This window comes from Alishewanella maricola, assembly GCF_016343785.1.
Lineage (GTDB): Bacteria > Pseudomonadota > Gammaproteobacteria > Enterobacterales > Alteromonadaceae > Alishewanella > Alishewanella maricola.
Genome location: NZ_JAEINI020000003.1, coordinates 362,054 through 373,831 on the forward strand (window position 1 = coordinate 362,054; position 11,778 = coordinate 373,831).

The 11,778-nt window shown below is 46.3% G+C and carries 12 protein-coding genes; 11 read left to right on the top strand and 1 reads right to left on the bottom strand.

Annotated features, from left to right (window positions below; translation table 11 throughout):
- Positions 1 to 121 precede the first annotated feature (121 nt).
- From JAO78_RS07065 to JAO78_RS07115, 11 genes are all read left to right on the top strand, one after another.
- Positions 122 to 2,602, top strand: coding sequence for a M1 family metallopeptidase (locus JAO78_RS07065; RefSeq protein WP_439647502.1), 2,481 nt, complete (start codon positions 122 to 124; stop codon positions 2,600 to 2,602).
- Positions 2,602 to 3,090: a DUF6702 family protein gene (locus JAO78_RS07070; protein ID WP_226750663.1), complete on the top strand. Its 489-nt coding sequence runs from the start codon at positions 2,602 to 2,604 to the stop codon at positions 3,088 to 3,090. The genes JAO78_RS07065 and JAO78_RS07070 overlap by 1 nt, the downstream gene beginning before the upstream one ends.
- Before the next feature lie 39 nt (positions 3,091 to 3,129).
- A complete protein-coding gene (gene trxC, locus JAO78_RS07075) occupies positions 3,130 to 3,552 on the top strand; it encodes a thioredoxin TrxC (RefSeq protein WP_226750664.1) in 423 nt (140 codons plus the stop codon).
- A 41-nt stretch (positions 3,553 to 3,593) separates the two neighbouring features.
- Complete coding sequence (locus JAO78_RS07080; RefSeq protein WP_226750665.1) at positions 3,594 to 4,088, top strand: YbhB/YbcL family Raf kinase inhibitor-like protein; 495 nt, start codon at positions 3,594 to 3,596, stop codon at positions 4,086 to 4,088.
- A gap of 68 nt (positions 4,089 to 4,156) precedes the next feature.
- A complete protein-coding gene (locus JAO78_RS07085; protein WP_226750666.1) occupies positions 4,157 to 5,341 on the top strand; it encodes a YbfB/YjiJ family MFS transporter in 1,185 nt (394 codons plus the stop codon).
- A 143-nt stretch (positions 5,342 to 5,484) separates the two neighbouring features.
- Positions 5,485 to 6,024, top strand: coding sequence for a sigma-70 family RNA polymerase sigma factor (locus JAO78_RS07090; protein WP_226750667.1), 540 nt, complete (start codon positions 5,485 to 5,487; stop codon positions 6,022 to 6,024).
- Positions 6,021 to 6,698, top strand: a complete 678-nt coding sequence (locus tag JAO78_RS07095; RefSeq protein WP_226750668.1) for an anti-sigma factor — start codon at positions 6,021 to 6,023, stop codon at positions 6,696 to 6,698. Before JAO78_RS07090 ends, JAO78_RS07095 begins: the two co-directional genes overlap by 4 nt.
- A gap of 99 nt (positions 6,699 to 6,797) precedes the next feature.
- A complete protein-coding gene (locus JAO78_RS07100; protein WP_226750669.1) occupies positions 6,798 to 8,375 on the top strand; it encodes a DUF4331 domain-containing protein in 1,578 nt (525 codons plus the stop codon).
- A gap of 12 nt (positions 8,376 to 8,387) precedes the next feature.
- Positions 8,388 to 8,912, top strand: coding sequence for an Ig-like domain-containing protein (locus JAO78_RS07105; RefSeq protein ID WP_226750670.1), 525 nt, complete (start codon positions 8,388 to 8,390; stop codon positions 8,910 to 8,912).
- Entirely contained in the window at positions 8,905 to 9,894 is a 990-nt protein-coding gene (locus JAO78_RS07110) for a tetratricopeptide repeat protein (protein WP_226750671.1), read from the top strand. Before JAO78_RS07105 ends, JAO78_RS07110 begins: the two co-directional genes overlap by 8 nt.
- Complete coding sequence (locus JAO78_RS07115; protein ID WP_226750672.1) at positions 9,891 to 10,400, top strand: hypothetical protein; 510 nt, start codon at positions 9,891 to 9,893, stop codon at positions 10,398 to 10,400. Before JAO78_RS07110 ends, JAO78_RS07115 begins: the two co-directional genes overlap by 4 nt.
- A 2-nt stretch (positions 10,401 to 10,402) precedes the next feature.
- Here the strand turns inward: JAO78_RS07115 and mnmE are convergent, their stop codons facing one another.
- The gene (gene mnmE, locus JAO78_RS07120) at positions 10,403 to 11,767 is read right to left on the bottom strand and encodes a tRNA uridine-5-carboxymethylaminomethyl(34) synthesis GTPase MnmE (protein ID WP_226750673.1); all 1,365 of its coding nucleotides are present in this window, start codon (positions 11,765 to 11,767) and stop codon (positions 10,403 to 10,405) included.
- Between the last annotated feature and the right edge of the window lie 11 nt (positions 11,768 to 11,778).

Sequence of the window (11,778 nt, forward strand, 5' to 3'; positions counted from 1 at the left end):
GGGCTTTTTTTTGGAGACAGAACCCCGGCTTTTCGTGATAGATAGGCCTTGTTTGTTCAGGTAAATTTACCTAGAGTAGATACTTGCCATTTTACTAATAAATAACCAGAGAGACCTGCTGATGTCTGCCATTTTGTCCCGTATTTCAGTCATAAGCCTGGTCACTGTATTGTTGTGTAGCCAATTTGCTACTGCCAGTGCTGTGCGCCAGACAAAAGGTGATTTTGAAGATAAATTTCGTCAATTAGACGAAGTGCTTCCAACACCGAATATCTATCGTAATGCTGCCGGTGAGCCAGGCCAGCAATATTGGCAACAACAAGTCAATTATCAGATGGATGTCACCTTAGACGAAGCCAAGCGCCGTTTAAGTGCAAAACAACAAATTCAATACAAAAACAATTCACCTTACACGTTGAAATATTTATGGCTGCATTTAGACCAAAATATTTTCAAAAACGATTCAATGGCTGAAATGAGCACCGATTTTGGTGGTGTTGGCCGTCGCGGTCCTGCTACTTCGATAGGTGAAGGTGACATTACTGCTCGTTTGAGCCTAGAAGAGTTACGTCGCCAACAATTTATGGCCGATAACGAGCTGGGCTTTCAAATTAATAATGTGAAAAACAGTAAGGGTAAAACCTTAGCCGCCACGGTAGTGGGTACCTTAATGCGCATCGATTTAGACACGCCATTAAAACCCGGCCAGTCGATGGAGTTTAGTTTAGATTTTGCTTTTAATATCGTAGAAGAAGATGCGGTGTCAGCCCGTTCAGGTTATGAGCATTTTCCGGATGATGCGAATGAAGGTGGCAATGATATTTTCTTATTAGCTCAGTGGTTCCCGCGGTTAGTGGCTTACACCGATTACGAAGCGTGGACCAATAAAGAATTTTTAGGTCGCGGCGAATTCACCTTAGAGTTTGGTGATTATGATGTGAAATTAACGGTACCAGCCGATCACATAGTGTCTGCGACTGGTGAGTTACAAAACAGCAGTAAAGTGCTGACTAAACAGCAGATTGCACGGTTAGAGCAAGCGAAAACAGCGAAGCGGCCGGTGTTTGTTGTTACTGAGGAAGAAGCCTTAGAAAACGAAAAAGCCGGTACTAATGACAGCAAAACCTGGCATTTTAAAGCCGATAATGTACGTGACTTTGCTTGGGCGTCATCACGTAAATTTATGTGGGATGCTAAAGGCTATCAACAAGGTGGCAAAGAGCAGCCGTTGGTCATGGCGATGTCGTTTTATCCTAAAGAAGGTGGCGATCTGTGGAAAAAGTATTCTACGGAATCTGTGGTGCATACCATGGAAGTCTACTCACGTTTCTCGTTTGATTATCCGTACCCTGTAGCGCAATCGGTTAATGGCCCTGTCGGCGGTATGGAATACCCGATGATCACGTTTAATGGCCCTCGCACTAAGTTACAAGACGATGGCAGCCGCACCTATTCTCAAGCCGAAAAACGCTTTTTAATTGGCGTGGTGATCCATGAGATTGGTCATATTTATTTCCCGATGGTTGTTAACTCGGACGAGCGTCAGTGGACTTGGATGGATGAAGGCTTAAACAGCTTTTTAGACGGCGTTGCCGGTCGTGAGTGGGACCCTACTATTCCTTGGGGCGTAGAGCCTCGTGATATTGTCGATTATATGAAATCGGATGTTCAAGTGCCGATCATGACGCAATCCGACAGCGTATTACGTTTAGGCCCAAATGCTTACACCAAACCTGCTGCAGCATTAAATATTCTACGTGAAGTAATCCTGGGTCGTGAGTTATTTGATTTTGCCTTTAAAGAATATGCCCAGCGCTGGAAATTTAAACGCCCAACGCCATCTGATTTTTTCCGTACCATGGAAGAAGCCAGCGGTGTCGATTTAGATTGGTTCTGGCGTGGCTGGTTTTACAGCACTGATCATGTGGATATTTCGTTAGACCGTGTCTATCAGTTACGCATGGATACCAAAGATCCTGATATTGATTTTGCACGTGAGCGCCAGCAAGAGTTAGACAAACCCACCTCATTGTTTGTTGAGCGCAACAAAGCGGCTGGTAAAGTATTGTGGATTGATAAAAACAAAGATATCACCGATTTTTATGATGAAAACGACCGTTTTACCGTAACCAATAAAGAACGTAATGCCTATAACAAGTTCTTAGCCGATTTAGAGCCGTGGGAGCGCACCGCGTTTGAACGTGCAGTAAAAGAAGATAAAAACTACTATGTACTGCAATTCAGTAATTTAGGTGGGTTAGTGATGCCCATCTTACTGCAACTGCATTATACCGATGGCAGCGTTGAAGATCAGATGATCCCTGCTGAGATTTGGCGTCGTAGCCCGAAAGCGGTGAATAAGATGATTGTGACGGCTAAAGACAAAGTGTTAAAAGAAGTGGTCGTTGATCCGAAGTGGGAAACTGCCGATGTCGATATTGAAAACAACTATTACCCACGTCGTATTATTCCGTCACGCGTAGAGGCTTACAAATCTGATAAGAGTAAAGCCAAAGTAAGCCGCGATATTATGCAAGACAGTAAAACTAAGCTAAAAGATCCGGCTGAAAAAACCGATGAAAAGCTTAAGGAAGGTAACTAATGCGTTATCTGCTTAGCCTGCTGATAATGGCAGGCTTAGTTAGCCCAAGTTTTGCACATGAAATGAACGCGGCGGTCAGTACCGTATTGTTTAACGCGCGAAGCGGTAATATTGAAGTGATGCACCGTTTTTATGTGCATGATGCAGAACATGCGGTAAAACAATTGTTTGATAAACAAGCTGACTTGTTAAATAACGAACAAACCCAGCAAACATTCAGTCAGTATGTGACAGCGCAATTTGCTTTAACGCATTTAAACGGTGAACCGATAGCGTTAACCCTGATTGGCGGCCAGTTAGACGGTCGCTTCTTTTGGGTATACCAAGAGGCTGTGATGCCAGATGACTTGCCAGGATTGCGGGTACGCCACCGCTCTTTACAAGAGATTTGGCCAAAGCAGATTAACACCGTTAATATTGAAAGCATGAATGGCGTTAAAACCCTCAGTTTTGATAAAAACATGGATTGGCTAGACGTTAAATTTTGATCTTAAGGCGATGTTAAAGTAGCAAAGTTGGAGTGACACATGATTATAGCTTGCCCATTTTGTCATGGTTTAAACCGTGTTCCGGCGGACAAAGCGGCCAACACTGCCCGTTGTGGTAAATGTAAGCAAGCTTTATTCACTGGCCAGCCATTAACTTTAACAAGTGCCAACTTTGTCGCCCATGCTGAAAAATCGGAATTACCTCTAGTCATTGATTTTTGGGCCAGTTGGTGTGGCCCTTGTCAAAGTTTTGCGCCGATATTCAGCCAAGCCGCTGCTGAGTTAGAACCACAATTTCGTTTTGGTAAAATTGATACAGAACAGCAGCAAACCTTAGCAGCACGCTTTGCTATTCGTTCTATTCCCACTATTTTAGTGATACGCCAAGGTCAAACATTGGCGCAGCAAGCCGGTGCTTTACCGAAAAGTGCCTTTTATCAATTTTTACAAAAACTCAGTTAACCTTAGTTAGATCATAAAGTTGCCTTTGTTAGGAGTGAAGTATGAGTAAAAACACCTTTACCTTAAGCAGCCCAGATATTGCCGAAGGGCATTTTATGGCAAAGCAGCATGAATTTGATGGCTTTGGTTGTAACGGCCAAAATATTTCACCTGAATTACATTGGCGTAATGCGCCAGCAGAGACCAAAAGTTTTGCATTGACGGTGTTTGATCCTGATGCGCCGACCGGCTCAGGTTTTTGGCATTGGATTGTCACCGATATCCCTGTGGCCGCAACCTGCTTAGCCAAAGGAGCTGGGACGGGCAGTTTACCGCCGGGTTGTCGTAGTTTTACTAATGATTATGGTATGAAAACCTTTGGTGGTGCTTGTCCACCAGAAGGCCATGGCATGCATCGTTATCAATTTACGATCTGGGCTTTACCAGAAGAAGCATTACCTGCACCAGAGGGCGCCAGCGCCGCAGTAGTGGGGTTTATGCTAAATGCGATGGCCTTAGCAAAGGCTACGTTAACGGCAACTTACGCGCGCGATTAGGCGAGTGACTACTATAGCCGCATAGCAGCGGCGATTTATTTCTCCTAAGCCTATAGGAACGCAGCTTTATGATGTTACCCCTGCGGATTAAAGTGTTGCTAGCTGGCTTTTTTAGCCAGCTACTTTGCTTAGGTATTGCTCGTTTTGCTTACACGCCTTTATTACCATTAATGCAGCAACATACCGCGTTAGATGATGCCAGTGGTGGATATCTAGCTGCGGTGAATTACCTAGGGTATATGACAGGTGCGTTACTCGCGGCCCGTTTATCTAATTTGACCGTAAAAGATCGCTTATACCGAGCCGGTTTATTGATAGCCGTGATAAGTACGGTAGGCATGGCGTTCACGGAAAACCTATATCTGTGGTCATTTTGGCGGTTTCTCGCTGGGCTCAGCAGTGCCGGTTCCATGTTAATCGCTTCAGCGCTGATTATGCATTGGTTAATTAGCCATCAGCATCGTGCCGAGCTGGGAGTGCATTTTGCTGGTTTGGGTTTAGGTATCGCCCTGGCCGCTTTTTTAGTGGAAAGCATGGCCCGGTTACAGCTGGATTGGCAGCTACAATGGCAATTATTTGCGCTGTTAGGGCTATTGCTGGCGATACCAGCATGGCGTTGGCTGCCGAAACCCGTGTTTAGCCCTGTCAGCAATACCTCAGCCAGTGCGGATCGGCCACCGACTAAACGATTTTTACGTTTATTGTTGCTGAGTTATTTTTGTGCGGGTTACGGCTATGTGATTAGTGCGACCTTTATTGTGACTATTGTCGAGCGGATGCCAGGGCTTGCCGGTAGTGGCAACATCAGTTTTATCATCTTAGGTTTGGCGGGTGCGCCCGCCGTATTACTTTGGGATCGGGTCGCCCGTAAAACGGGCTATTTAACGGCGATTATTTTCGCGTTATGGCTGCAAGCTCTCGCCATTTTACTTCCGTTATGGTTTAACAACTTGGCAGTGGTATTAGCCAGTGCGGCTTTATTTGGAGCGACCTTTGTTGCGGTGGTCAGTTTGGTGTTAACCATGGCAGGGCGCTTATACCCGAGTAAACCGGCAAAATTGATGGGGAAAATGACTTTAGCTTATGGCAGTGCGCAAGTGATTGCACCGGCGCTAACCGGTTATTTAGCCCAGTTGACCGGCTACTTTTCGATCGGTTTATATTTAGCCGCGGGTTTTGTTGCTTTTGGTGCTTTGCTGATTACGCTACTCAAGTTTACGGATCGTACGGCACAACAACTTGATAATACGTAAAAAAATGCTATACCCAATACAGTGAATTAGCGTTGCCCTGAATGTTCAGTTTGCCTGCTGGCGATAATAATTAAAATAATTGCATCCAAAAACTCGGCTTATTCGGATTTTAGTATGCTATTAGGCCATAAGGAGTTTTTGTTATGTCTACCCCCCAACTGCTCGAACGCGATTTGCAACAAATTGCTTTGGGCGATACCGCGGCATTTCGTCGTTTATACGAAGCCACCTCTGCTAAGCTGTTTTCGGTCAGTTACACCATGCTGCGCCGGTCAGATTGGGCAGAAGAAGCGCTGCAAGATACCTTTATTAAAGTATGGCATCGTGCCGCAGATTATTCGGTTTCAAAAGGCTCGGTAATGAGTTGGTTGATCAGTATTGTGCGTTATCGCTCCATTGATTTACTGCGTAATCGCGCTAATCAAGAATTGTCAGCTGATGATTTTGATGAGTTACCTGCTGCCGATATGCTTGAGTCAACTATTGAGTCGTTAGGTCAGTCGAAGAACCTGCGGATGTGCATGGACGAATTACAACCTACTACGCGCCAGTGTATTCAATTAGCGTTTGTATGTGGGTTAAGTCATCAAGAAGTCAGTGAGCATATTAGTGAGGCATTAGGTTCGGTGAAAAGCTGGATCCGCCGCGGCCTAGATAGCTTAAAAAGGTGCTTACAACGATGAAGTATCAGTCGACAGAACTACAACATCAATTGGCCGCCCGCTTCGTGCTTGGTAGTATGCGTGGTTTAGCGCGGCGACGATTTCAGCGGCTACTGATGGATATTCCGGCTTTACGTGATGAAGTGGCGTTTTGGGAAGAGCATCTACACGAGTTAACGGATGTGATCCCTTTGCGACAACCCCCTGCTCAGGTATGGCAACGCATTCAAGAACGTTTAGGCTGGGTGCAAGCGCGCCCGGTGAATCGTTTTAATTGGTCTTGGCTGCTAGGCGCAATGGCCAGTATCGTTTTACTGGTGAATGTGTTCATGCTAGTAAGTCCCGATCCGAGCATCACGCCAAGCCCACAACGTATAGCCGTGATTCAAAACGCGGATGCTCGTACGCTGTGGTTAATTGAGCAGCGCGATCAGCAACTTAAAGTTGCGGCTGTCGGCGCGATTGCACCACTGGCTAATGAAGATTATCAGTTATGGATGTTACCTGCTGATGGAACGGCACCGGTGTCATTAGGGTTATTGCCGCAACAGGGTGAAGTGTTATTAGCATTAACCGATAAAATTGATTTGGCTTTAGTGGGCGCATTGGCGGTCAGTCGTGAACCTTTAGGCGGTTCACCTGAGCCATTTCCAACCGGTCCGGTATTATTTACGACGGATTTATTAATAATTTAAAAATAGTTGCATCTAATACGTCCACTCAATCGTTGCTTGAGCAGACCTAACAAAAATTGTTGGGTGTCATAATCAAAAAACGATTGAGAGGACAACAAGATGAATAGGAAAACCGTTATTGCTACTGCACTATTAGCTGCCTTGGCAACCACCACCACTGCTTTTGCTTCTAGCCACCGTGAAGCGCCCAATGTGACACGCTTACCTACGATTGATTCCACCGATTTTTATATTTTTAATAGTTATGAATCGGGTCGCAGTGATTATGTCACCATTATTGCCAATTATATTCCGTTGCAAGATAGCTACGGTGGCCCGAATTATTTCGCGATGGATCCAGCAGCAGTGTATGCCTTGCATATCGATGCCAACGGCGATGCGATGGAAGATTTTACCTTTGAATTTCGCTTTAATAATAAACTGCCCAATGGCGGTATTAAGTTGCCAGTTGGCCCAAATGGTGTGATGGTCAGTGTACCGTTGAAACATGTTGGCCCAATCAGCGCAGGTAATAACGGTGCGTTAAATTACAGTGAAACCTACAGCATGAGCTTAGTGACGGGCTCGCAAAGAACCGGCGCTCGTAGTGCGATTACAGGCGCTAATGGCCAAACAGAGTTTGTGAAGCCTTATGCATATGTGGGTGAAAAAACCTTTGGTAACACAGCAGAATACTCTGCGTATGCCGATCAGTATATTTATGATGTCTCCATTCCAAATTGTAATGCAATGGGCCGGGTGTTTGTTGGTCAGCGTAAAGATCCCTTCACCGTTAACTTAGGCGAAACCTTTGATTTAGTGAATTATGTTCCCGTGGAAGGTGACAGTACGCCAGGTGCGGGTGATGGTAATGGTTTCCCTGGCGGTATTACCCAATCAACCGCTAATGATGATTTGAACGATAAAAACGTTAATACCATTGCTTTAGAAGTACCTAAGTCGTGTATTACGGGTTCTGGTAACGGTGTTATTGGGGCATGGACGACGGCCAGCTTACCGCAAGCACGTATTTTAAACCCGAATGCCACCTTGGAAAAACCGGAAGTAAACGGTGGTGCTTTAGTACAAGTGTCACGTTTAGGCTCACCACTGGTGAATGAGTTAGTTATTGGTATTGACGATAAAGATCGTTTTTCAAGCGCACATCCGTCGGCTGATGGCCAATTTGCGACTTATGTAACCAATCCAACCTTACCGATTATTCTGGATTTATTGTTTAAAGATGCCGTTAACGCCACTTTAGGTACGTCATTTGACACTATCGCGCCAACACATTACCCACGTACTGACTTGGTTGCCGCCTTCTTAACCGGTTTTGCTGGTGTCAATCAGCAATCGATGGTGACAGCGTCAGAAATGTTGCGCTTAAACACGATGATCCCAGCGACCCCTGCTGAACAGCAATCTAATTTTGGCGTGGCGGGTAATGATTTAGCCGGTTTCCCAAATGGCCGTCGTCCTGGTGATGATGTGGTAGATATTGCACTGCGCGTGGTGATGGGGGCGTTATGTCATGATATTCCGGTAGCCGGCACACCGACCAATCTGGGCTTATGTCAGCCAGAAGATGCCAATGTGGGTACTGCGCCCTTTACTGATGGTGCACCGATAGATGCCAGCTTTATGAACACGAGTTTTCCGTATTTGATCGCGCCATTAGCCGGTTCACCACAATAAGGAGTTCGCAGCATGTTAAGCAAAAAATCTAAGCTGTGTCTGGCCTTAAGCACAGTATTGTTGGTGAGCGCCTGTAATGACTCCGCTGATAAAGCGGTGACACCCCAGGTTAATACGGCGCCACAAGCGGCCGCATCGTCGATAACCACTCGGACAGATACCGCGGTTACAGCGCGATTAACTGCGGTGGATGCCGAAGGGGATAATCTTCGTTATAGCAGTAATACTGAACCAGCAAATGGTCAGGTGTTGATTGCGATCGATGGTGTCTTTACTTACACACCCAATGCTGAGTTTGTCGGTAGCGACAGTTTCAAATTTACGGTGTCGGATGGCAAGTTGAGCACAACGGCAACCGTTAGTGTGCAAGTCACGACCTTACAAGTATCATTAAGAAGCGCGGTGCGTGATGCGTATGCGCAAGATGCGCAAAGTAAGCCGTTGTCGGTCAATGGCCGCGATTTTAACCAAGACGTGTTAGATACCGCAGAGTTTGCCGATCTGGTGGCTGCGGGCGTGGTGGCGAACAATGAGTAAAAGCACCTACTGGCGTTTTGCCATAGGCGTGATGTTTAGCGTGGTGTGCGGCTCTGCCGCCGCCACGGCTGTTAAAGCTGAGCATTATGCTGAGTTAGTAATTCAGGGCAAGCAAGCTGCGCAGCATCAGTTGCATGAAGATGCCGAAATACTATGGCAGTTGATGGCGCCGCGGTTAGCTTCATTGCCGGCAATAGAGCAAGCACAGTGGTGGTTGGCACAAGCCGATTTATTACAGTTCGAACATCGTTTTGCTGAAGCGTTAACGGCTTTAGAGCAGGTATTGGCGTTGCAGCAGTTACACGAGCCGGTGTATTTGATGCAAGCGCGTATTGCGTTAACGCGCGATGATTTAACGCGAGCAACACAGGCTTGTCGTGCTTTAACCGGCTATAGTCAAATTGATGTCGTGGCAACCTGTTTACTCGAAGTACAGGGGCGAGCTGGGCAATTAGAAAGCAGTTATACCCGTTTACAACAGCTGCATTTACGTAATAGCAATTCAACTGAGGCATTACAGCAATGGCGACTACAAATCTTAGCTGAGCAAGCGCATTTGTTAGGGCGTTATAACGAAGCGTTAGAGTGGTTGGATTACCCAAACTATTTTCAGCAACCGGAAGTGATGCAACGGCAAATGCTGGATATTTTGCTGCAAACCGGTCGAGCGGCTGAAGTGTTAGCGCTTTCGGGCGTTTGTCCAAAAGTGGATGCCTTACCCTCTGATAGCCTGTTAGTGCGGGTTGCCTATGCTGAAGCTCAACTTGGCGAGCAGCAATGCTGGCGCGAGGTGACTGCGCAGCGTATGTATTTGCGAGAGTTACGCGCCGATGCCTTACATACCGCAGATATTGCCTATTACTTTAGTTATGTTGCGCCAGATGGCGAAAAGGCTCGATATTGGGCTAAACAAAATATGGCTGTGGCACAAGAGCCATTCGATAAACAATTACTTGCAGCAGCACAGGAGCTTGCACTATGAAACAGGCCTTACTTTATTCTGGTTTAATCATTAGTCTTTTGTTTGCTTGGCCCTCGCAGGCACACAAATTTAGCACCAGTTGGGTGCAAATGAGCAGTGGTGCCGATCACCCCGCAGAATTTGATTGGAGTTGGTTGCTAGCCGAACATGATTTGGCCGTATTAGCGCCTTTTATGATGGATAATACTGGGCGCTTACTCGATGCGGATGCGTTGTTAGCCCAGCAAGTTCCCTTTAACAATGTGATTAATAACATGCTGCAATTTAATACTGATTGCCCATTAGAAGTGTTACCGGTAGTGCATTTAGAACGCGAGGTGTATGCCGGCCAGCAGTCGGTGCGTATTTATGGTCATGCAGGTTGCCCCTTAGCATCATTACAGCAGGTTAGGGTAGCGCAGTTGTTTGATAAGTTAAAAAATCACAAAGTGATTGTCGAGCTAACTGACACGGCTGAGCGTAGCGTATTAAGCCAGAGCAAAGCACAGTGGCAGTTAGCAAAGTAAGCTTATTTACCGATACAAAATGAGCTAAAAATGCGTCCGAGTAAGTCATCACTACTAAATTCGCCAGTGATTTCATTCAGATGTTGTTGAGTTAGCCTTAATTCTTCGGCCAGGATTTCACCTGCAATATAACTGTGCAGTTGTTCTTGGCCAGTACTCAGATGCTCCGCCGCGCGATCCAGTGCATCTAAATGGCGACGTCGAGCCAGAAAGCTGCCCTCAGTGCTGGCATCAAAGCCAATGCATTGTTTTAAGTGTTCGCGCAGCGCATCAATACCATCACCGGTTTTAGCCGATAAACGATAAACCGGAGCTGCTGCTTGTTGGTCCGGTGTCATGGGCTCGCCGGTAAGATCGGCTTTGTTGCGGATCACCGTTACGCCTAAATTAGCGGGTAAGCGATCAATAAAGTCTGGCCAAATTTCGCGGGGGTCGGTGGCAGTAGTGGTTGTGCCATCCACCATAAACAGTACTCTGTCGGCTTGGGCGATTTCATTCCATGCTCGCTCAATACCAATTTGTTCAACTTGGTCGTTGGCTTCGCGCAGACCAGCGGTATCGATAATATGCAGCGGCATGCCGTCGATATGAATATGTTCGCGCAACACATCACGGGTCGTACCGGCAATGTCGGTAACAATTGCTGCTTCACGCCCGGCTAAGGCATTTAATAAGCTAGATTTTCCGGCATTTGGCCGGCCAGCAATGACCACTTTCATGCCTTCACGAAGAATACTGCCTTGTGCCGCTTGTTTCTTCACGGTGGCTAAAAAGTCGATAATGTCAGCTAAGTCTGTGGCGACTTTGCCGTCTGATAGAAAATCAATTTCTTCATCTGGAAAGTCGATAGCCGCTTCAACATACATTCGCAGATAAATCACTTTTTCAACTAATTCATGAATACGTCGTGAAAACTCACCCTGTAAGGATTGCATGGCGCAGCGAGCGGCTTGTTCACTACTGGCATCAATTAAATCGGCAATGGCTTCGGCTTGAGCCAAGTCGAGTTTATCGTTTAAAAACGCGCGCTCTGAAAATTCGCCAGGGCGAGCAATGCGTACATTAGGTAATTGCAGCACTTGTTTAAGTAACATGTCTAGTAGTACTGGCCCGCCATGCCCTTGTAATTCCAGCACATCTTCGCCGGTAAACGAGTTTGGGCCTGGGAAGAACAACGCTATACCTTGATCCAGTAATTGCTGGTCTTTAGCATAAAAGCCTAAATATTCGGCCGCACGGGGTTTAGGGATTTTATGCAGAATGGCTTGAGCCACCGCTTTGCTATCGGGGCCAGAAATACGAATAATGCCTACTCCGGCTCGACCTGGGGCAGTGGCTAAAGCGGCAATAGTATCAGTGCTAAACATAACATCCTCTG

Bases quoted from the DNA above. Each gene is read 5' to 3' on its own strand.
- JAO78_RS07065 (WP_439647502.1), top strand. From the start codon at position 122: ATGTCTGCCATTTTGTCCCGTATTTCAGTCATAAGCCTGGTCACTGTA.
- JAO78_RS07070 (WP_226750663.1), top strand. From the start codon at position 2,602: ATGCGTTATCTGCTTAGCCTGCTGATAATGGCAGGCTTAGTTAGCCCA.
- trxC (WP_226750664.1), top strand. From the start codon at position 3,130: ATGATTATAGCTTGCCCATTTTGTCATGGTTTAAACCGTGTTCCGGCG.
- JAO78_RS07080 (WP_226750665.1), top strand. From the start codon at position 3,594: ATGAGTAAAAACACCTTTACCTTAAGCAGCCCAGATATTGCCGAAGGG.
- JAO78_RS07085 (WP_226750666.1), top strand. From the start codon at position 4,157: ATGATGTTACCCCTGCGGATTAAAGTGTTGCTAGCTGGCTTTTTTAGC.
- JAO78_RS07090 (WP_226750667.1), top strand. From the start codon at position 5,485: ATGTCTACCCCCCAACTGCTCGAACGCGATTTGCAACAAATTGCTTTG.
- JAO78_RS07095 (WP_226750668.1), top strand. From the start codon at position 6,021: ATGAAGTATCAGTCGACAGAACTACAACATCAATTGGCCGCCCGCTTC.
- JAO78_RS07100 (WP_226750669.1), top strand. From the start codon at position 6,798: ATGAATAGGAAAACCGTTATTGCTACTGCACTATTAGCTGCCTTGGCA.
- JAO78_RS07105 (WP_226750670.1), top strand. From the start codon at position 8,388: ATGTTAAGCAAAAAATCTAAGCTGTGTCTGGCCTTAAGCACAGTATTG.
- JAO78_RS07110 (WP_226750671.1), top strand. From the start codon at position 8,905: ATGAGTAAAAGCACCTACTGGCGTTTTGCCATAGGCGTGATGTTTAGC.
- JAO78_RS07115 (WP_226750672.1), top strand. From the start codon at position 9,891: ATGAAACAGGCCTTACTTTATTCTGGTTTAATCATTAGTCTTTTGTTT.
- mnmE (WP_226750673.1), bottom strand. From the start codon at position 11,767: ATGTTTAGCACTGATACTATTGCCGCTTTAGCCACTGCCCCAGGTCGA.